Origin of the sequence: Bradyrhizobium sp. 41S5, from assembly GCF_011516665.3 — a bacterium.
Lineage (GTDB): Bacteria > Pseudomonadota > Alphaproteobacteria > Rhizobiales > Xanthobacteraceae > Bradyrhizobium > Bradyrhizobium quebecense.
In genome coordinates this window covers 26,480-46,604 of sequence record NZ_CP083722.1, presented here as the reverse complement: position 1 = coordinate 46,604, position 20,125 = coordinate 26,480, and the positions used below count along the sequence as shown (strand labels likewise).

20 protein-coding genes and 4 pseudogenes are annotated in these 20,125 nt (G+C 59.5%); 12 read left to right on the top strand and 12 right to left on the bottom strand.

Annotated elements, in window-relative coordinates:
• Nucleotides 1-12: 12 nt before the first annotated feature.
• The gene (locus HAP47_RS40655; protein WP_176396373.1) at nt 13-2,406 is read left to right on the top strand and encodes a DEAD/DEAH box helicase; all 2,394 of its coding nucleotides are present in this window, start codon (nt 13-15) and stop codon (nt 2,404-2,406) included.
• 7 nt (nt 2,407-2,413) lie between these two features.
• Nucleotides 2,414-3,610 carry a PD-(D/E)XK nuclease family protein gene (locus HAP47_RS40650; protein ID WP_176396374.1) on the top strand — a complete coding sequence of 399 codons (1,197 nt, stop codon included), beginning with the start codon at nt 2,414-2,416 and terminating at the stop codon, nt 3,608-3,610.
• A gap of 14 nt (nt 3,611-3,624) precedes the next feature.
• On the opposite strand, the gene HAP47_RS40645 is transcribed toward HAP47_RS40650, so the two are convergent.
• Nucleotides 3,625-4,467, bottom strand: coding sequence for an HNH endonuclease (locus HAP47_RS40645; RefSeq protein ID WP_176396375.1), 843 nt, complete (start codon nt 4,465-4,467; stop codon nt 3,625-3,627).
• Nucleotides 4,468-4,474: 7 nt separating this feature from the next.
• Nucleotides 4,475-5,590, bottom strand: a complete 1,116-nt coding sequence (locus tag HAP47_RS40640) for a hypothetical protein (protein WP_176396376.1) — start codon at nt 5,588-5,590, stop codon at nt 4,475-4,477.
• Between the two features lie 70 nt (nt 5,591-5,660).
• Between HAP47_RS40640 and HAP47_RS41465 the strand changes: the two genes are divergently transcribed.
• The gene (locus HAP47_RS41465) at nt 5,661-5,786 is read left to right on the top strand and encodes a hypothetical protein (protein WP_256460547.1); all 126 of its coding nucleotides are present in this window, start codon (nt 5,661-5,663) and stop codon (nt 5,784-5,786) included.
• A 373-nt stretch (nt 5,787-6,159) separates the two neighbouring features.
• Here the strand turns inward: HAP47_RS41465 and dinB are convergent, their stop codons facing one another.
• The 4 genes and pseudogenes from dinB to HAP47_RS40620 form a co-directional block, all read right to left on the bottom strand.
• A complete protein-coding gene (gene dinB, locus HAP47_RS40635; RefSeq protein ID WP_210285746.1) occupies nt 6,160-7,197 on the bottom strand; it encodes a DNA polymerase IV in 1,038 nt (345 codons plus the stop codon).
• A 68-nt stretch (nt 7,198-7,265) separates the two neighbouring features.
• Nucleotides 7,266-7,799 (bottom strand): annotated as a pseudogene (locus tag HAP47_RS40630) (SOS response-associated peptidase family protein); the annotation flags it as partial.
• Between the two features lie 3 nt (nt 7,800-7,802).
• Nucleotides 7,803-8,252 carry a hypothetical protein gene (locus HAP47_RS40625; protein ID WP_176396378.1) on the bottom strand — a complete coding sequence of 150 codons (450 nt, stop codon included), beginning with the start codon at nt 8,250-8,252 and terminating at the stop codon, nt 7,803-7,805.
• 44 nt (nt 8,253-8,296) lie between these two features.
• Nucleotides 8,297-8,692 carry a hypothetical protein gene (locus HAP47_RS40620; RefSeq protein ID WP_176396379.1) on the bottom strand — a complete coding sequence of 132 codons (396 nt, stop codon included), beginning with the start codon at nt 8,690-8,692 and terminating at the stop codon, nt 8,297-8,299.
• Nucleotides 8,693-8,835: 143 nt separating this feature from the next.
• On the opposite strand from HAP47_RS40620, the gene ku reads away from it, so the two are divergent.
• The 5 genes and pseudogenes from ku to HAP47_RS40595 form a co-directional block, all read left to right on the top strand.
• Entirely contained in the window at nt 8,836-9,768 is a 933-nt protein-coding gene (gene ku, locus HAP47_RS40615) for a non-homologous end joining protein Ku (protein ID WP_176396380.1), read from the top strand.
• Nucleotides 9,769-9,788: 20 nt separating this feature from the next.
• Complete coding sequence (locus HAP47_RS40610; protein ID WP_176396381.1) at nt 9,789-9,995, top strand: hypothetical protein; 207 nt, start codon at nt 9,789-9,791, stop codon at nt 9,993-9,995.
• 65 nt (nt 9,996-10,060) lie between these two features.
• Complete coding sequence (locus tag HAP47_RS40605; RefSeq protein WP_231169168.1) at nt 10,061-10,261, top strand: hypothetical protein; 201 nt, start codon at nt 10,061-10,063, stop codon at nt 10,259-10,261.
• A 14-nt stretch (nt 10,262-10,275) separates the two neighbouring features.
• The gene (locus HAP47_RS40600; protein ID WP_176396420.1) at nt 10,276-10,692 is read left to right on the top strand and encodes a hypothetical protein; all 417 of its coding nucleotides are present in this window, start codon (nt 10,276-10,278) and stop codon (nt 10,690-10,692) included.
• A gap of 8 nt (nt 10,693-10,700) precedes the next feature.
• A pseudogene (locus HAP47_RS40595) lies at nt 10,701-10,835 on the top strand (DUF3606 domain-containing protein); the annotation flags it as partial.
• Between the two features lie 40 nt (nt 10,836-10,875).
• Here the strand turns inward: HAP47_RS40595 and HAP47_RS40590 are convergent.
• A complete protein-coding gene (locus HAP47_RS40590; protein WP_176396382.1) occupies nt 10,876-11,139 on the bottom strand; it encodes a hypothetical protein in 264 nt (87 codons plus the stop codon).
• Between the two features lie 217 nt (nt 11,140-11,356).
• Nucleotides 11,357-12,661: a DUF2130 domain-containing protein gene (locus tag HAP47_RS40585; protein WP_173644015.1), complete on the bottom strand. Its 1,305-nt coding sequence runs from the start codon at nt 12,659-12,661 to the stop codon at nt 11,357-11,359.
• Nucleotides 12,662-12,977: 316 nt separating this feature from the next.
• Between HAP47_RS40585 and HAP47_RS40580 the strand changes: the two genes are divergently transcribed.
• Together HAP47_RS40580 and HAP47_RS40575 are read left to right on the top strand one after the other, a co-directional pair.
• On the top strand, nt 12,978-13,775 hold the full coding sequence (locus HAP47_RS40580; RefSeq protein ID WP_176396383.1) for a type IV toxin-antitoxin system AbiEi family antitoxin: 798 nt from the start codon (nt 12,978-12,980) through the stop codon (nt 13,773-13,775).
• Between the two features lie 3 nt (nt 13,776-13,778).
• A pseudogene (locus HAP47_RS40575) lies at nt 13,779-13,991 on the top strand (nucleotidyl transferase AbiEii/AbiGii toxin family protein); the annotation flags it as partial.
• A 210-nt stretch (nt 13,992-14,201) separates the two neighbouring features.
• Here the strand turns inward: HAP47_RS40575 and HAP47_RS40570 are convergent.
• From HAP47_RS40570 to HAP47_RS40560, 3 genes are read right to left on the bottom strand one after another with little or no spacing between them, the layout of a single operon-like run.
• Complete coding sequence (locus HAP47_RS40570; protein WP_224925050.1) at nt 14,202-14,396, bottom strand: KTSC domain-containing protein; 195 nt, start codon at nt 14,394-14,396, stop codon at nt 14,202-14,204.
• An 11-nt stretch (nt 14,397-14,407) separates the two neighbouring features.
• A complete protein-coding gene (locus tag HAP47_RS40565; protein WP_176396385.1) occupies nt 14,408-16,327 on the bottom strand; it encodes an ATP-binding protein in 1,920 nt (639 codons plus the stop codon).
• A 6-nt stretch (nt 16,328-16,333) separates the two neighbouring features.
• Complete coding sequence (locus HAP47_RS40560; protein WP_176396386.1) at nt 16,334-17,410, bottom strand: SIR2 family protein; 1,077 nt, start codon at nt 17,408-17,410, stop codon at nt 16,334-16,336.
• A 359-nt stretch (nt 17,411-17,769) separates the two neighbouring features.
• Between HAP47_RS40560 and HAP47_RS40555 the strand changes: the two genes are divergently transcribed.
• Both HAP47_RS40555 and HAP47_RS40550 read left to right on the top strand, forming a co-directional pair.
• Nucleotides 17,770-18,060 carry a WGR domain-containing protein gene (locus HAP47_RS40555; RefSeq protein WP_176396387.1) on the top strand — a complete coding sequence of 97 codons (291 nt, stop codon included), beginning with the start codon at nt 17,770-17,772 and terminating at the stop codon, nt 18,058-18,060.
• Between the two features lie 188 nt (nt 18,061-18,248).
• Nucleotides 18,249-18,843, top strand: a pseudogene (locus tag HAP47_RS40550) (ISNCY family transposase); the annotation flags it as partial.
• 430 nt (nt 18,844-19,273) lie between these two features.
• Here HAP47_RS40550 and HAP47_RS40545 read toward each other — a convergent pair.
• Nucleotides 19,274-19,618, bottom strand: a complete 345-nt coding sequence (locus tag HAP47_RS40545) for a hypothetical protein (protein ID WP_166107354.1) — start codon at nt 19,616-19,618, stop codon at nt 19,274-19,276.
• Nucleotides 19,619-20,125 lie beyond the last annotated feature (507 nt).

Below are 20,125 nucleotides of genomic sequence, written 5' to 3'. Positions count from 1 at the left end.
GGGAAATCGCACTTGAACGTCGAGGATTTCGTCGACCTGATCGCGCGCGTTCTGGGAGAGCGGCGGCGACCGAACCCGGAACAGCGCGATTGCATCGTGGAGGATGGTGCGTCTCCGCTGCTAATCGTGGCCGGTCCCGGATCGGGAAAGACCACCGTGCTGGTGCTGCGGGCCCTTCGACACGTCGTGGTCGACAGGATCGCGCCCGAAAACATCATGATCACGACCTTCACCAGGAAAGCCGCGAAGGAGATCCGCACGCGCCTGATCGAGTGGGGCATCCCGCTCCTTGAAACCGCAGCCGGGGATCCCCGGGCCGACGCCGGCCTGCGGGACTTCCTGCGCGAGGTCGATATCAACAGGTTCGTGACGGGCACGCTCGACAGTATCTGCGAGGAGGCGCTGTCGGAGGCGCGAGGGCCGGCCGAGCGGCCACCTGTCGTCGTCGAAGCCTTCGTCGCCAATCAGATTCTCGCACGGCGCGGCGAGGTCTACGAGGCGTTCCGGACCATGCAGTCCGAATTTCAGGACTATCTCGGGAAATACTCTAGTTCGGGCGACCCGCCGAACACGATCGGGGACATGACGCGCGTCGTCAGGACGCTCGTCGATCGCTTCGTGCAGGACGAGGTGGACGCGACCCGCTACCTGGCGCGAGGGCCGGACCTGAACGCCCGGCGCGCCGTCGCCGAGATCTTCCGGAAATACCGTGAATACCTGCAGTCGACCAACCAGATGGACTTCCCGACGCTCGAACGGGTCTTCCTCGAACGGATCCGGGGCGCCAACCCGCCTGGCCTCGTCGGCAACCTCCGGGCCATGCTGGTGGACGAATACCAGGACACGAATCCGCTGCAGGAGCGGATCTATCTCGAGCTTGCGGCCCGATCAGGTTCCTCCCTTACGGTCGTCGGCGACGACGATCAGTCGTTGTATCGCTTCCGTGGAGCGACCATCGAACTGTTCAGGGACTTCTGCGCGCGCGCCGGGCAGGCCATTCCGAATACCACGCCGCGTATGCTGTACCTGATCCAGAACTACCGTTCGACGCCGGAGATCGTCGCCTTCTTCAACAGCTTCGTCCAGAACGATCCGGATTTCGCCGGCGCACGGATTCAGCCACCCAAGCCCCGCATCGTCGCCAACACGCCGTCAGAGAATGTGCCGGTCCTGGGCATGTTCCGCGACGACGCGGCGACGCTCGCCACGGATCTAGCCGATCTTTTGCAGGCGGTCTTCCGCGCCGGCGGCCGGCCGGCGGACGCGCAGTTGGCCGAGGCGATCAGGGCTGCACCGAACGGGGGCGACCTTGGAGACGCGGTCTTCATTGCTCATACCGTGAACGAGTATCGACGCGCGTTCATGGGAAATCCTGCATCGGAGCGGTTACCGTTCCGCCTTCGCGGCGAGTTGGAGAGCCGCGGGATGTTCTGTTTCAACCCGCGCGGCCGGGCGCTAAAGGACATCGACGAAGTCCAGCGAATGCTCGGGCTCTCCCTCGAAGCGATCGACCCGTCCGATCAGGCGAACCCCAACGGCAGGATCGTCGGCGCGATGCTGATCACGAATTCCGCGAAGGGCGTGATGCTCAGTTGGCGCAATGCCGCACGGGCGTTCATCGCGACGAATCCGCGCGCCGCGATCCAGGGCGGCGACAGCCTGCGTCGCGTGATGCAGCGCTGGCAAGAGCGGTTTTCGACCGGCACGCGCGAAGCCACAGAATGGCCGGTGCTCGACATTCTCTACAGCTTCCTGCCCTGGATGCCTTCGTTTCAGGACGACCCCGAGCATCAAGTCTATCTGGAAGCCGTCTCCCGGGCCGCGGCACAGGCCGCCACGTTCTCCCCTTATCGGTCGCTCGTCTTGATCACCGAGCCTCACCGGACGCGCAGCATCGAGTCCACCATCCGCGACATCCTCGTTCCGATCGCCGACGATCTGGTCGAGGTGGACGAGGACATCATGGCGAGCGTTCCGCGTGATCGCCTGAATATCATGACGATCCATCAGGCGAAAGGACTCGAATATCCGCTGGTCATCGTCGACGTCGCGTCCGACTTCAAGACCAATCACCGCACCCAGCGATTCCGCAGGTTTCCGGATTCTCCCTCCTCGGTCACGGACATGGAAGATGATCTGGCGCGTTGCACGCCGATCGGCGGCCTGCGGACTGCGAGGACCGCCATCCAGCGCAGTTTCGACGATCTGATACGCCTGTACTATGTGGCATACAGCAGGCCGCAAAGCGTTCTTCTGCTGGTGGGATGTCTGCCGTGCCTGCGCTACAATACGACGATCAAGAACATCGCTACTTTCTGGCCGCGTGACGGCGACTGGGCCTGGCGACGGCCCGGGCGTGGTAACGCACCGCCAATGGCGAACAACATTCCTCTTACGTTGATTTGAGGCGAGCATGGAGCTTCCAATCAAACCGCCGGACCGCATCGTGCCGGAGTACAGCCTGACCGGAGACCTTCTCTCCTATCGGCGCTGCGCCATGCAGTACCGCTACTACAACGGCAGCGCGCTACCACCGTCCCGCCCGGTCCAGATGTGGTACGGCGAGTTCATCCACGGCGTCCTGGAAGGTGCGTTCGGGATGTGGCGGGCGAACCCCGGTCGGTATCCCTTTCCTTGGCCGTCTACTCCAATTCCGGATGTCGGTGCGCCTGCGCCGCCGCCCGCCGGACTGGCCGCGAACGATCTTCGCGTGATCGGATGGCCGATCGAGCAGGCACTGGCCTACGAAGGCAAGCGAGCGCGAAGCCGCCGCGCGCGCGTCTCCGCCTATCGCCGCGCCGAAGCGGCGGTCAATATGCTGGGACCGCATCTGTTCCCGCTGATCGCCGACGCCGAGCAGAAGGTGATCGGCACCCGTCTACTTCCTCGCCCGGCGGCGGGCACGATGCTCAGATCCGAACGGTACGCGCTCCACGGCGTCATCGACGTCCTGACTAACGTCGAGTTGGCGAACGTCGGCGAAGAAAACATCGTCCGCGAAGCAGTGAGAGCGGCGTGTCCCGACCTGCAAGGGACATTCGAAGTTATCGTCGACTATAAGGGGTCTCACAGGCCGGATTCGGCGGAGGATTATTGGCAACTCGGCGAATGGCAGGTCCAGACCTACGCCTGGTTGCGTCAACGGCAGCAGTTGGGATATCCGGTCGCCGCCGGGATACTGATCTACGTCAACGAACTCGCGCCCGGCGCGGACGATGTCCGAAAGATGAAGGCGGCGATCCAGAACGGAAGGACCGACGTCGCTCCGACTCGCGGCGATCCAGACTATTATGCGTTAAACACCTGGACGGGGGGTCCCGCGCCTCGACTAAGCGCCGCCTTTCGGTACAGGCGCGCCATCAGGGTCATTCCCGTCACGCAGCAGAGCATCGACAACGCTACAACACAGTTCGATCAAATCGTCGCTGAAATCGAGGGGCGTGTGCGGGACGAAGAGATCAGGGGAAGCATCCGTAATACGTGGCCGCCGACCTGCGACTCGCTCGAGACCTGCGTCGCCTGCGACTTTCGGCATTTTTGCCCGAGGCCGGCAGGCACGCGGCAGCAAATGGCAACGGCCGAAGCCGCTGGTGACGACGATGACGCCTAGCGCCGCGGAGCCGGTCAGATGCCGGGACTGGCAACCGTAACGAAATTATCCAACACGAGCGGACCGTTCGCGTCGACAAGGCGGACGGTCAGTTCTGTGCTCGCCGCGGTCTGACCCGTATCGACGCAGATAGGTGATCTCCGCAATTGCGTATAGAATAGTTCGTTGGGCACTTTGCCCAGCGACAACTGGATTCGCTTAGGCAAACCAACCGCCGAGCGGGTCTGCTCCCAAGCGACGAAATCCATCTTGCCGTCGTTACAGGCTCGGCAGAGAACCCTGAGGTTCTTGCGGTCGTTGCTGCCGTAGAGACTTACCGGCCAATCATGATCCATCGTCGGCCATCTCAGGTCGTCCCCGCCGTTCCAGTGCGGCTTCAAGGCGTCGGTCTTCTTGGTGCCTCTCGTCCCGAACGGCGAAACGATCGTCCTTCGGGCAAGTTCTTCGTTACAAAACGCGAGACCGCAGTGCTCACATCGGTAGCCGCAACGCCGAAGGTCAGCTTCCTGGACCTGCACCCTGCTGCGTTCCTCACGGAACTGGAGATACAGGTCCAAACCCTTATCAAGACGGTCCGCGGTCGCCGCCACGCCGATTCGCCCGAAATGGGTCCGCAGGTGCGCGCGAGGATCGTCCGAGGCGGTGACGGGCCTGCGCCAAAGTGACGTAGGCAACGCATACGGCCTGGCACGCTCGATCAACAACCTGAGGATCGACAATTCAATGTCGGCACGATCTAATCCCAATTTGCGCGCCAATCCGGCGATTGCCTCGGCGCGTTGCCGAGCGTCGAGGCCGTCGAGGGCCGATTGCAGTCCGTTCTCGTCGCCGAACAGTGCGAAGTCTATCCACTCCATGGCCGCGTCAACTCTTGAACAGACCGAGCAAACGATGGCTCCAGTTCTTCCGCCCAATGCTGCGCCGCGTCTCGGTAATGGCATCGCGCAACAGCTTGCGGCCTACGGAGGTCTGAAGTCCTTTTTGGCGCCATTCGTCTGTGAAGAAGGTCGGCGGGAAGTCCTTCCAGAAATCGTTCGCGAATTGCTCCGTCGCCTGCGGGCTGGTCAGCTTCAGCATTCTGCTGTCGGCCCATGTGTCCAAGGTGAATGCCTGCATCTCCTGGAGCGACACAAGCTTCAACAGGTTGTTCGGATTCTCGGGCGTCGGCTCCTGCCAAAGTCGTGGATCCCTTCCCTGGAAATAGCCGCGAATGCCGCGCCAAAAGGCGAAGAAGAATTCGAACCAGTCGCCGTTGATCTCCTCCCATGATGAGCCCGATAGTAGAGCCGGATGGGTGTGAGGAATCCGTTCGAACGCTTTCGCCAATCGCGTCATTCCCGGAAACTGCAGGAAGCCCGGCGATCCTTGCACCTCGAAGTCGATCATTCCCTTGAACGGCGAGGCCGGGTCGGTGTTGATCCGCTCCATCGCTTCTGCACGTTCGACGTCGATGTTCGAGGTACGCAGGCGATCGTATACGCGCTCGATCTCTTCGGGACTAAGTGACGTCGCGATGATCGAGCTCAAGAACGCCGGCTTGATTGGTTTTGCCTTCTGGTTGATGACGACGAACTGGTAAACGTTCTCGGCCCAGGTGGAATTGGGGATAGCACACACCGGAAACGCCATGCTTTCGTCGGCCTGCGCGCCGCCGAACACGCGGTGCTGCCCGTCGACGATGATCGCGGGCTTGAGAATCGAATAGAGGATCTCGCGCAGTGGTTCTGGCTCGGGCCATTCGACCAGATTGCGGGTGTATCCGAGCAATTGGGCGTAGAAATCGGCGAGGTACGATCGGTCTTGGGCTTCCGCCTCCAGTCCTTCCAGCGTATCGCCGTAGGTCTGATCGACGACGTCTTCGTCCTGAAGACGTACGGCCTCGGAAACTGCCTCTTCGACGTTGCCTTCGATTTCCTCGATGGTCGAAGGCGGCAATCGCAGCCGGAGCTTGTCCAGAGCCCGCTTCGCCAGATCCTCCATCGAGATCCCGGAGAAATCCGGAAGGGTTATTCGGACACGGACCAGATCGACGGTGTCGGAGATTTGCTGCTTGACCGGCGAAAGCTTCACCTCGTCGGACAGCCCGATCACCAGCGAGGTGGGCGAGATGTTCTCGGGATTCTCGCGGAAATACTTGACCACATCGATGACGCGTGGCGGGCTGAGCGTGCGCTGAAATCCGTGCTGATAATCGAATGCCTTCCTCGGTACGCCCGCCCAGCTCCGGACGTCTCCGGCCGGCGCCACGAAAAGCAGGATCCTATGCTTTGAATTGGATCGGGGCCGGAAGGATTGGGCTATGTATTCGTACTTTACAGGAGCCATGCGCGCCAAAATTCGTTCTGCCGTCACAACGTACGATTACGTTTGCGAAACTCTAGACAACCAATCTCACCGTATCAACCACGTTCTGTTCAATCGCGAAGACCTGCCCGGCGAGGGGCGAGAGGAGATCGGGATACCCGGCCGCCCAGATATCTATCCGTTCGCTTGTGCGTGCAGCCGATGCCGCACTAGGCTCTCGTGTAACGAGCGAGTATCGTATTTTTTCAGATTGGCAGATCCAGCTGTGGCTCCGCGCCATCTTCGGTTTGTAGGGATGAGAGTGAGATGCCTAGGAGCCGCACCGGTTTTGGAAGAGGCGTTTCGTTCTCGAATAGGCTGACGACCAAGCGCTCCAGATCGCTTCTGCTCGACACGGCGGCGGGGACAGACCTGCTGCGTGTCATAATCTCGAAGTCTGCAAATTTGACCTTCAGCGTCACTGTCCGACCCCGCGAGCCCTTTTCTTCGCAATGCCGGCAAACCTTGTCGATTAAAGGCTGCAGTTCCGACACCATGGCCTCGAATTCATTGAGATCAATCGAGAAGGTGTTTTCTGCGCCCACGGATTTCCGCACACGGTCGGCTCTGACCTCGCGGTTGTCGACACCCCTCGATATCCAATAGTAATAGCTTCCAGCTTTGCCGAAATTGGTCTGCATGAATTCGAGCGACTGATTGCGCATATTGAGCCCAGTGTAGAGGCCGAGCGCATTCATCTTGGCGCTGGTCGCAGGCCCGATGCCGTGGAATTTGTCGACCGGCAGGGTTTCTACGAATGCCGGGCCCATCGCAGGCGTGATGACGTATTGGCCGTTAGGCTTGCGGTGGTCGGAGGCGAGCTTTGCCAGAAACTTGTTGTAGGAGATGCCGGCCGAAGCGTTGAGGCCGGTTACCTCCTTGATCTTCGCACGGATCGCCAACGCGACGTCCCGAGCCAACGGGATGCTCTGCAGATTTTCGGTCACGTCGAGGTAGGCCTCGTCCAGCGACAGCGGCTCGATGATCGGGGTGTGCTCGGCGAAGATCTCGCGTATTTGCTGGGAGACCGCCGTGTACACCTCGAAACGCGGCTTCACGAAGATCAGGTCTGGGCATTGCCGCTTCGCGGTAACCGACGGCATGGCCGACCTGACGCCAAACTTGCGCGCTTCGTAGCTGGCCGCCGCCACGACGCCGCGTTCCCGGGATCCGCCGACGGCGACCGGCTTCCCGCGAAGATCCGGATTGTCCCGCTGCTCGACCGATGCGTAGAAGGCATCCATGTCGATGTGGATGATCTTGCGTTGGCGGCCCGGGGAAGCTGCCTGGTCGTCCTCGTCCTCGATGGTCACGTCGCTAGCCCGGCCGTATCTTCCTTGACGCTGCGGGCTTCCTTGACCTTCCGAACGGACGTCCAGTTGGTCCAAATACCGGCGAAGCAGGCGAGGGGACGCGTCTCATCGAGCGCGAACCAGATATCGCCGCCCTCGGCCTTGTTGAACTCGCTGAAGGAGTTGAACGGCACCACACAGCGGTTTTCGATGCCGAGCCAGCGGGTCCAATGCTTGCTCGTCACGTTGCGGATATTGGTCGTGCCGCCATCCGGCTCCATCCGAAGCAGTTCCTTGAAGTCGACCGTCTTGCCTTTGGCCTGCAGCTTCTCGGCTCGTTTCTTGGTGGCGTCCATCAACGCCTTTGATGACGACGGCATCCCCCAGCGCGCTGTGGCGAGCTCGCGGCCCTCAGCTCCGTTGCGCACGATCGGTGCTTTGTAGTCGGGAAACACGCCGGGCATCGGCGCCAGATTGCCGACGTATCGGTTCACGACGTGAAACAGCGCGTTGATCGCGGCCTGGTTGGTCGTGATCGAATAAAGATTGCACATCAGTCAGGCTTCGGTTCGAGGGTGGCGAGGCTGCCAAGCTAGTTGTAGCAGAGTCGCGGATGGGCGCCGGCCGGCCTTGGCGCATTTGCGGCAGCGCAGCCGGCTGGCGAGATCGTGCACGAAGGTGGTCGGCGGATGTTTCATCGCCGCGAGGTCGACGTCGCTCGGCGTCTTGCAGCGAGCGCACCTGATCTCCAGCCAGGGGAAGCCTCCATTCACGGCCTGATCGATGGTGGGCGAGGGATCGATTGGTTCGCCGTCGCTCCACATGCGCTCATTCCAGCTTTCGCAAAGCAGCCTGTCAGCCTGCTGGATCATTGCTTCGCCCTTGGCCCGCGTTTCCGCCGATTGGGCGGCCAGGATGTTGGCCATCGCGCGTGCCTTGCCGAGCTCTTTCGCCAGAGCCTTTCGGTCGCCGCCCGACAGGGGCGTGGGGTGATACTTCGGGGCCATCCGGCATCCAGGCGCTAAGAGATCGGATCGCGATCCGGAACGGGCTAGGGCGTCTCGAACGCCGGCCAGCACCCGTCTTCTTCATGCCTGCCGGTGCGCTGCTGGCACGTGTTGTCGAGCAACCGCTGCGCCACGTCCTTCCAGACCGCGTTGCCGCCATACAATCGGACTGCATCGGCCTTCTGGATTTCCACGGTCCGCTCGCAGCGACGGCAGGAGATGCGCAGCACGTGGCGTTGAATCTCGGAAAGACGTCGCTGTCGCCTTTCAGCTCCGCTGTCGTCCGCGCGAGGGTCTTTCAGGACCGATTCCCAATATTCCACCGGGAGTGGCGCATCTGGAGCCGCCGCGGAGGGGCCCGGTCTACGGGTAGCTTCAGCGGCCAGTTTTTCCATCTGCTTCGGGGTCGGCATGCGCCAGCTCGCGGGTCGATCGGTCATTCCGAATTAGAACATAACAAGAACAAATGTCGAGTCCGCTTCGAGCCAATCCTGAAAAATTCATCCTTTTGGGAGGGACGCGGTGTCGGAACCAAGCCGGCCCGTTCGTCTTGAATCCGGCACCAGTATGGAGTTCCCCCGCGATGGCCCCCCGCGCTAACTGGAAAGGCTTCCTGCGTCTTTCCCTCGTCACCTGTCCGGTCGCGCTCTATCCGGCCACGTCGGAATCCGAAAGGGTCTCGTTCAACCAGCTCAACCGAAAGACCGGCCACCGCATCAAGTACGCCAAGGTGGACGCTGATACCGGTGAGGAGGTCGACAACGAAGACATCGTCAAGGGCTACAAGATCGACACCGACACATTCATTGAGGTGACGAAGGAGGAGCTCGAGAACGTCGCGCTGGAATCGACGCGAACGATCGAGATCGACGAGTTCGTCGACCGCAGCGAGATCGACCCACGCTACCTGATCCGTCCTTACTACCTGACCCCAGATGGCAAAGTCGGGCACGACGCCTTCGCCGTTATCCGTGAAACCATCCGCGAAATGAACAAGGTCGCGATCGGTCGCGTGGTGCTGACCAATCGCGAGCACATCATCGCGCTGGAGCCGCTGGACAAGGGGCTGATGGGGACCCTGCTGCGCTATCCCTACGAAGTCCGGTCCGCCGACGAGTATTTCGACGACATCCAGGATGTCAAAGTCACCAAGGATATGCTCGATCTCGCCAGGCACATCGTCAATCAAAAGGCGGGCCACTTCGAGCCGGACAAGTTCGAAGACCAATACGAAACCGCCCTCATCGATCTCATCAACAAGAAGCGCGCCGGCAAGCCCGTCACCGCGAAAGCGCGGCCTCGAGGCGAGAACGTCGTTGACCTGATGGATGCGCTCCGCAAGAGCATCGGAAGAGAAGGGGGGGCCGCTACAGAGGCACCCAGGAAGCCAAGCAAAAAGCCGCGCAAGGTGGTGGCTGGGCAAAAGGAAATGCTGATGCCGATCGCGGGCAAGAAGCCGGCGAAAGAGGCCGCGGCGAAGAAGCCGGCGTCCAAACCGCAGCGAAAGTCGGCTTAGGTGTCTTGAAGCATCCGGTGATGCCAGACGGCCACTACTTCGTCGTCCGCGGCAGGCTCAGGCGGATGGCAAATCCCAATCTCGACGAGGTCACGCGAGACGACGGTCTCGTTGCCCGGCTAATGGCGGCCCCGCGGGCGGTGCGCAACGCCAAGAAGGCGGCAGACCGCGAAGCCGAAGCAACAGCGCATAGGGCGGGGGTGCAGCGCACCATCCGCAAAGTTTAACATACCTGAATCCCCAAGCGGGCGAAACCGCGCTAGGATTGAATTTTCCCTTATGGGGGCATCTTATGTTCGATACGGCAACCACCGCGCTTTTGCGCGCGGTTCTCGATGAAGTCTGTGAAAGCGTCTCGCACCGCGAGATCGGGGCACGCGTCCACGTCGCAACGAAGATCCTAGAGGCTGCGACGAGAGGCGAGATCTCTCCCGAGAGCCTCAGACAGGTTGGTCGCGACGCCCTCTCGCACGCGCCGACGATGTGGCGCTGATCGTCGCGGCCGGCATGAACTTCCAGGTCACGGTCCTAAAGATTTTGGCGGCTTATCCGGGCGGCTTTGCCGTGATGGAGGACCTCAAGAGGGATATGGCCATCCTAGCGACGAGTGGCCGCGACTGGGCGGAGCGGACCAAGCGCCTCGTGGCCAGAGTGCCCGACCTCGACATCTTTTCACAAGGACTGGTCGAACGCATAAGCGGAGGATGGAAGATCACGTCCAAAGGGCGGGCGGTGCTTGAATTTATGGAAGCGCGGCCTATGGCCTCCGAAGTGGCCCAAGTGCCTCCACCAAGGGAGACGAACTCGACCTTGCCTGCGCCTGTTCCTCCGCTGCGGCAGCCCGCCGATCGTGCCAAGCGGCGGCGCGAACGACGTGAACGTCGCCGCGAGGCGCGCGAACGGGCGAGAGCCAACGCCTCCTGAATTGACAACGAGGTCAAGAAGAAGCTGCCAAGGGACAGGACTACGAAGTCCGCTACGAAGCAAAGAAGACGGGCCGCGCGGCATCGTCCGTGAAGAAGATCGGCAATTCTCGCAAGCGGGTCGAGAAGAAGCTCGGCCGCTGAAATGGAAAGGCGCTGGCGTTGAGGCTCGCCGCCAGCCCTTCTAGTCTGGGGAGCATTCTGGGCAGCTATCTCCGATCGAGTTCAGCACGTCGCGAACCTCGGCCGCCGCAGCATCAGGGGAGACGCCTGCTGGCGGGTCTCGACGGGCGTTATCAAAGGCCCGCTCCCGTGCATGCGGATCGGCGCGATCTTGCATCCAGCCGTGTTCTTCGCACTCGCGGATGGCGCCCGCTTCCCGGAGCACCTGGATCGCCCATCCGCGCAGCGTCCGTATCGGTGGTCTTCGTTCACGCGTCATCAGCATGTGACAGCTCCTGATACGACGAATCCTTATTCCCGTCGTTCGTTCCCCGTTAGCGCAAGGCTGGGATTCGGAATGACGAGAGAGCAAGGTTCGGCGTGCAATGCGACCGCGAGCTGCCCCCTTCTGGATACGCGCTTGACGTGAACAGCCGGCTGAAGTCTGCATGTGATCCTGGGCGGCTCGCGCGCGGATGCACTGTAAAGAGGCTGGGGAGGGATCATCCAGCTTTTCGTTCGACCTCAACAGCGTTGTCCAACAACGGAGTATCTAGGCTGGGAATATCCGGCATGGCCTTACCGGCAATTGCCTGCAGGTCGCCGACCATGCCCACGGTCGAATCGATGACGGCCAGGATTTGGGTTTCCCGCTTGGCCCACTGCCGGCCCATAAACTTGCGCTCCTTGTCGAGATCCTCGCGCATATCGTTGAATTTCTCAACGACAGCTTCGACCCGCTGTCGAAACTTCGTGCCGGTCAAATAGTGATAAACCTGCTCCATCTTCGTCTGTTGTCCCTGCTGCACCATGCGGGAACTGCAGACATCGATGAGTGCCTGACGAAGAGCGACCGCGACGGGGAGGGCGCAGCGCGGATGCGCAACCCACACACCGTCGACCAAGTCGAATTGCTCGACATGCTTCGGCAACGTATGCGAGATGATCAGAGCGACGTCAGCGCCGGAACGACGCTGGTCGTCGCGCAATTTGGCGAGCCACCCGTCACTCCACGCCTTGGTGCGCTTGGTTTCCCAAAGGATGATGCCGGCAGATTGGCCAATAGCACCATTCACCTGTTGGATAACGTCCGCCCCAAGCTCGCCTTTGCCAACCGGCACAATCGAATCGGTTGGAAAACGCCCGCGCAGAAGCTCTTCAAGCTCGAGCTCAAGAACCTCTCCTTGAGATTGCTGTGATCCCTGTTCGGCCTTGCGCTTAAGCTCCTCGATGGTGCGTGTCATCGACTCGATGGTCTGGTCCTTCTCGGCGACGCGCAGGCGCGCAGCCTCGTCGGCTTCTTGCCTGGCCTTAATCTGGATTTCGCTGACAGAGGACTGCACGCGCTTCTCTATCGTCAGGTCGAGCTCGCGCTTTTCCTCTTCGAGCGCCCGCTGCTGCCGCATCAGTTCGGCCTGCTGCTTTTGGGCCTCGGCAAGCTTCGTGTTGTTGGAGAGTAGGGTGGCTCGCAGCTCCGCAGCTTCCGCTTCCTTCGCCTGGAGCTCGGCCGCGGCCGCCTCCCGCGCCTTCTTGCTTTCGGCCGCGACCAGCTGGGCACGTTCGGCGGTCAATCGCTTCGCAACGTGGTCCTCGATTTGCTCGCGGTCCTTAGCGACCTGCTCGCGTTCCAGCCGCAGTGTCTCGGTCTTGCGCTCCATCTCTGCATCCTTGCTGGCAAGCTGCTGTTGAAAGCGCTGGCGGGTTTCAGCGAGGAGGGGAGCGGCCAACGACTCCGTCAGCCGGATCTCGTGATTGCAGTTGGGGCAATGCAGGGTTGCCTCGTGAGCGGCGGTTGCTTTGAAACTCATGTATTCCCCATCATCGTTGCAACCGGATTCAACATGATCTGTGCGCGATTGCGATGTCGCTCGACTTAATGTCCACATACGCGTCGTCGATTTCGACTTGGCCGGCGGGTTTTCCACCGACACGTCGATCTACCCGAACGCCATGCGCGAGCAGCCTAGCAGGAGGGGTAATCTAGAATAGAACAAAAGAGGAACATAGTGTCAACTCTAGATCCCGAAATGAGTTTGTGTGATGATGATTTTACTTAGTCTGACTATGGGAAATGGATACAACTTAAACCGCGGAATGGTTTGAAGTTGCGCTAATTTACTTAGTATGGCTGAGCAAAAGGTCGGGAAATTAAACAAACTCGAAAGAACCCTCCCGCAGGGACTTCTGGTCGATGCCGCCTGGATGGAGCGGCATGGATACTCCACCAGTCTGCGCAGCCAATACGTATCGGCCGGCTGGCTCGTTCAGCCGGCGAGGGGAACTTTCAAGCGCCCGCTCGGCGAACTCTCCTGGCAAAATGTCGTCGTTTCACTCCAGCGACTGCTCGGCTCCGATCTCGTCGTCGGGGGGCGTACCGTCATCGAAGCGCAAGGCCTCGGCCACTATTTGAGCCGGACGGGTCCTTCGACTGTACATCTATATGGAACGCGGCCTGCTCCCGGCTGGCTCGGCAAACTCCCGCTCAAACAAAAATTCCGCGTTCACTGCACGCAAAGTCTATTCACAACGCAGGGGAGCCTGCCCGAATCAAAGTCGGGTACGACGCGGGAAATACCTGGACCATTCGACGGGCCTCTCACGGTATCGACGCCCGAACGTGCCTTCCTCGAACTGCTCGACGAATTGCCCCGCCACGAAAGCTTCCATCAGGTAGATGCTTTGGCGGAAGGCTTGAGGAGCCTGAGTCCCCGGCGGCTGCAAACGCTTCTGAATGACTGCAAAAGCGTCAAGGTCAAACGGCTGTTCTTCTGGTTCGCGGAGCGACATCAGCACGTCTGGCTCCAGCAGATCGACAAGTCGAAAGTTAATCTCGGCACGGGAAAGCGCATGCTCGTCAAGGGTGGCAAACTCGACGCCAAATACTTCATAACCATCCCAGACGACCTCAATGCCCCTGTCTGAAAAATTCGGCATCAAGTGGCCTTGTTGATCGAGGCGATCCCGTTCGTCGCGGCGGAGCCCGATTCTGCGCTCAAGGGCGGCACCGCCATCAATCTCGTTCACCGCAACATGCCGCGCTTATCGGTCGATATCGACCTGACCTATCTGCCGGTGGCTCCGCGCCCCGAATCTCTCGCGGCGATGAAGCGCATGACGGCGGCCATCAGGAAAGGATTATCTTGTGTCGCCAACTACGCGAAGTGCGGCTCGTTTAGGTTTTCCGCCGGACGTCGTCGATCGCTAGGTTCCTCGCCTCTACCAGCCGCGCGCAATCTAAGGTCAACAGACTGCGGCGAGTTACGGGAACCCGCCTGATTCATAGTGACACTTTCTGAACCGACGCTAAGATTCTTGGATTGATTTCACCAGGTAGTCGATGCGATCGCGTCATATGCGAGCGTAGCGATAGTGTCCTTTCACATTGGAATTTACATAGCCGCCGATCGAAGATGCGCGCATAAGCTCATCATAAACCTGTTGGGAAATGTCGAAATATTGATAGACCGCACCGGTCTTAAATTGAACTTCAAGGATGCGACTATTCGGATCATAGCCTACCTCGGCTATGTTTGATGAAGTCACTGGATCGCGCCTCACTTCGGGTCTCCCGCTGCTAATTGTTCAGTATCAATCGCTTCAATATGGACGTTGCTGGGACGAGGGTTCTGGCGCCGCCATAGCTCAACCGCCTCAGAGTATTTTGCTGGATCACGCTTTTGATTCCATCCGCCCGGCCCCTCATATCCATCGGCCTCGGATCCTGCTACGACTACTCTGGGATCTGAACTGTCCGGCCGCCGGTTGGCGCCAGGTGGATTGATGAGCGTGCGAATGGGCAAGTTGACCGCTTCGCCAATGATCACGGCTTCACCGGTCCGCAACACCGGAAGCATAGCGAGCAGTCCGTCCAAATTGTCGGAGGCTGCTCCTTTGACGTGATTACGATCCTCTGCATTCGATAGCCGAAGCGCAAATAGAGTCCCACATTGAGAGAGAACAGTTTGATCGATCTCCGCCGGCCGTTGGCTGACGAGCATCATGCCTATCCCGTACTTTCGACCTTCTTTAGCGATTTTCCGTACTGCCGCAGACGCAATTTGCTTTTCACTCAGATAGGCGTGGGCCTCCTCAAGGACGACAAGCAGTGGCCGTTCCCGGCCACCCTCCGGAATACTTCTGGCCCAGTACAGGGCGTCATAACAAATGCGAAGGACCGCTCCGACCAGCTCCGATTGAATGGAAGGAGGTATGTTCGACAGGTCCAGAATGGTGATTGGGCTGCGATCTCCAAGCCAGTCAGCGAGCAGAGTATCGAGATCCTGCTCCGTACTACCGTTCTCCGCAGGGCAGTACGGGCCTGGTCTCAGCAAAAAATCGAAACGCGGATCGCGAATTTTGGAGCCTAGCGCGTCCATCTGTCTACTGATGGACAGGGGGGAGCGACTGAGCCGAATCTTTTCGACGTCACCCTTAATATCCTTAGCGGCCCGGAATCGAGGAGGGATGCCTCTGATGGCGCTTCCTTCCTGTGCGGGTTGGCTTGTCGCCGGGTCGATTTCCAATGCCCAAGTGCCGGTGGATTGGGCTTGTCCGTCACGTTCAAAATGCGTCGAGCGCATTTCGCAATGGAGGTCGAACCACAGCTTATGGATACTGAAAGGGACGGGTGTGTCGACACTCAGGGTGTCGGCGTTGACACCTGGGCGCGCTTTGGCGCTCAAGCCTTCCAGCTTCAGCGCCATGATGCGATCTATAACAGCACCTCGATCGGCGGCATTCTCGATTGCGCCTAGTGTTATTGGTAGGAACTCGTCGAGCGTCATCGCCCAATAGGGGATGTAAAGAGGCCGCTCGCCCTTCCTGAGATCAGGATTGATTCGGAATATCGCTGCGCGGTCTTGAAGCGCTCTTCCGTATTCTCCGTGGATGTCAATGACCAGGATCCGAGCGGAGGGGTAGCGGCCACGATCCGAAAGAGCCGCCAACAATCCCGCGACCGTCGTCGACTTGCCGGACCCGGTCGTGCCCAATACCGCGCTGTGGCGCGTAACAAGCTTGTCGATTTCTACCAAGGCTGGAATGCTGCTCGCGCTTGCAAGCTGACCGACTTGAACGAAGCGATCGTCATTCGGGCGTCCGTAGATCGTGCGCAGGTCAGTCTCTGTGACAAGATGGGCAGTATCCCCAACTGTCGGAAATTGTGAAATGCCCCTGTCAAACCGCGCTCCGGGTTGGCCTTCCCCGACCAATTGGATTGTCATCCATCGGTTGCCGTGTATCTCCACTTCTGCGAGACGTTCCGGTACCGCACTGGCACCAACCTGCGAAATCACTCCATACAGGTTCACAAATCCGAGTGGAATACGGACAAATCCACCCACTTGTCCAACACGATAGCTTTGCCCTTCGATGAAGCTGAGTCCAGAGACCGTCTCGCTTCCAAGCTTCACTCGAATTGTAGCGCCGCTCACATCCTCTACGGTGCCAAGCAGAGTCGGATCCGTCCGAGACATGCCAATCTACCTTGTTTCGGTCGCGGCGTTCGCGATCAAGCGCAATAGGTTCCCAAACCTTGCGAAGTTGCCGATTTCAAAATCGCAGGGGCGCGGAGCATCGGTATCGGCTCCCGCGGTGAGGGGATGCACGGTGAACACATCAGACAAGGCAGAAGCATCTCGGGTCGGTGTCATAAGCCACGGCGCCTCCTGCCGTCTGATCACGGCTCCATCCTTTGCCATCACGGACAGGTTCGAATTGTCCATGGCCAGCTTTATAGCGGTCGGATAGCTCGCAAGAGCCCCATATTGCATAGCGAAGCAAGCTGCCGACGGGTTTGACCGCAAGCAGTCGATCAGGGCTTCGTTGATGTGTTCGTCGCCGAAGGAATATCCCATGATGAAAAGAGCAACAGGGCGCTCACCGCGCTTTAAGAAGTGTTTCAGACGATCTGCCATAACTAGGTAGGGCATCCGGCGGCTCTCGTCGTATTTCAAATGCGACGGATGGATGAGTAGCTCGTCACCACTATCCTCGCGCTCAGTGCGGAATACCGCCTTCGACGCCCGGTTGAATCTCCAATTGATGGATCCGTGTAACTTCCACAATCGAGCCCATCGTGGGGGCACTTCGACATCCTCAATCGCCTTCTGATCAAAGAAGGGGCGAGACGATCCGACAAATCCATCGAAATAGGGAACTTGATGATATTCGAGTGCCTCTTCGAGAAGAAGGTCGTAGTTTGTAGTGAACAGCTCTGTCGAGGGTGAACGATGGCGCCCAATGTATTCGGCAAGAGAGTGATAGGGAGTCGAGGGAGGAGGAAGCGATCGAGTTACCCTGGATCGGATCGACTGGCAGATGTGCTTATCAAGTACGGATAACTCGTCGGCGGACAGGCCCCGAACGCCGGCCTTGCCGGCAACTTCGCGAAATTGTCTTACCCGGTTGAGCATTAGCTCAACGTTGGGAGTCTCGACTTCGTCTTCCTTAAAGAGGGCTCTTAGCTTTGCATAGGGACCTTTCGCCTCATCGTTCGCGGTGAGGATCCCGTCAATGTACGAGGTGAGCCCTCGAATATCAGGAATGATTGAGGACATTCCGGTACTGTCCTCATTCTGGACCATAACGGCGCACGGACATCCAGCACCGAGAAAGAATCCAATCGGGAGTTTATCAGCAGCCAATGTCTGCCGCAGTTGCGATACGCACTGGTGGGCGTCGTGCCCAGAAGCCATAGTCCACATCCCTCGATCTTGAAGCCTGTCTTTAAAGAGATTGTGCCTGTGCCTCGTCACAACCGTCAAGGTATACGAAAGGACCTATCGACTCCGCCGTCCTTACAATGTGCGTGAGGGTCTCTTCGAGACCATCTTCCGCATTAGATTTCTGAATCGTTGGCCCTGATCGATTCATTTATTTAATTGGACGGTCGATTCGGCGACTGCGATTCTGGCGCATGTCCGAACTCACCGTGCAATACCTCGTGCTCGAGCGTCGCGATCCGGCCCGCAATATGGCGCGGTTCTATGTGCTTACGATCGAGCCGACGCTGTTTGGCGATAGGGCATTGGTGCGTGAATGGGGCCGTCTCGGTGGGCGCGGTCGACGGCGGCTCGATCTGTTCGATGGACATGTACAGGCCGTCGAGGCCCTCGAATCCTGGCTCAGACGAAAAACCCGCCGTGGTTACGTCCAGCGACACTTTCCGTGCTTGGAGCCAGCGTGCGACACGCCGCAAGCCGGCTGATCTGGACAAAACGTCCGCGCAAGTATAACAAAGTATTCCGGAGTCATCTTCAGTCATATTCCAAGAATTGCGAAATTATTCCATAATCTATGTTATGCGAGCAATAGACCACCGTTAGAAGAGCTGCGACGCGCGCCTATTTGCAGCGACGGGTAAACAAGGGTCGGGGCGCCCGGGGGTGACGGCACGAGCTCAACATCGATATCATCTGTGCCAACGCTCCGCAGTCGAAGGGGCGCGTCGAACGAGCCAATGGAACGCTGCAAGATCGTCTGTTGAAGGAGATGCGGCTGGCCGGAATCTCAACCATCGAGGCCAGCAACGCATTTTTGCCCGCGTTCATGGAAGGCTACAATCGGCGGTTTGCGAAGCCTCCCTTCAGTGACAAGGACGTGCATCGACCGCTGACTGAGCACGACGTCGTCGATGATGCCTTTGCCTGGAAGAAAGAGCGCACGGTATCGCAGAGTCTGACGCTGCAATACGACAAGATGCTGTTCATCCTCGAGCCGAACGAGATTACGAGCACCCTCGCCCGCCAGCGCGTCACTGTGTTCGACCATCCGGACGGGCGGCTTGTGATCAAGCACAGGGGCCGTGCGCCGCCCTACCGGACGTTCGACAAGGCGCGACAAGTCGACCAGGCGGAGATCGTCGAGAACAAGCGGTTAGGGTCGGTTCTGGCGTACACTTGCCGAGCAGCAGAAGCTGCTCGACTTCAGCCGCAGCCAGAAGGCTCCGCGGCGACGTGGCCAAGGTCCGAGCTTGTTCAAGGCGGGCTAAAACCCGCAACTCGACCAGTCGCCGTCGCTGGCATTGGGGCTCTCATCCGGGCGCCCGGCCGCTGCGCAACCCCGGCCAGCTTCGCGTCCGTGCGCCCTCCTCGCCGGGCCTTGCGGTGACATTTCTAACGAGCGCAATCAGCGACTTGTCTATCGAGTTCCAACATGATTTTGCTGCACTATCAATTTCTTAAGAGCGTTGCGCGTTCTCCGCGAGACACTTCGGCGGCGCGCCGGGCCGAGCATCGTGGTTGCCTCAGGAATGCGAGCAGATCGGAGGCGCCGCATTGTCCAACGGTCGAGCAGCGAAATTGACGTGCTGACGCGATAGACCCCGCTACATTGCGGGCTCAACTTTCAGATGCCCGCTCGCGACGCGAGCCATCCAGATCTTCTCCGTCAGTTCACGACAGTGCTCACGCAGCCGTCATCTAAATTCGATTTGCTGTCGCCGGAACATTTGGAATGTATCCGAGCTGCCCCTCGAGAGCCGCCAGGGCCTGGCGAGCTCCCTCTAACCGTGCGGTCGCCTCATCCAAGACCTGCCGCGCCTCATTCAATCGAACGACCGCTTTCGCACCGGCATCAAACAGCTTGCTCCGTATTGATGGAGATCGATCCTCGAGAACTGCGCGCTCGAGCTCGGGCAGCATGTTCATGAGCGCTCGATGTGCGAGCGCTTGCACGGTTTCAGACTTCTCGGCAGCGGTAAGAGCCTCTCGGTAAAATAGTACCGCCTTGATGGCTTTCTCTTCAAGATGGAGATCGTCGCTCAATCACTCATTCTCGCTACTTGCATCGTGAAATAACCAGCCGTTTCTTCTGTTCTACGGACGCTGGCGGCCTGTGAGCTCGCGATAACAGGCATCCAGCTCACCGAGCTCAATCGCTCGCGCCGCCGCGCTAGTAAGGCTAAGTGGATCTCCATTTGAGAATCGAAGCATTTTTACTCCTCGATGAACGGCTCTAGGGCCGTTCGCAAACACCTATGATCGTACAACCTGACGCTACGTGCGCTTCAAGCCGTTTGTGCTCATGCTCAGCCGACGGGCGTGGCCACAACCAGTTCGCGGGGCCTTCTCGTAGCGTGCCGAGACCGAACGTTGGTCGTGTCCTCAGTGATGGTGTAGGTCGGTAGAGCAAAGCCGCCCGCACGCGCGCCTCAAATAGCGCCGTAGCGGGCGGGCGGCTTTGCGGTGGTCACCGGCAGTTCTCCGGTAGGATCGGGTTGCGACACGCCAACGCAACCGAGGAACCACCGATGACCGACGATATGATGAACC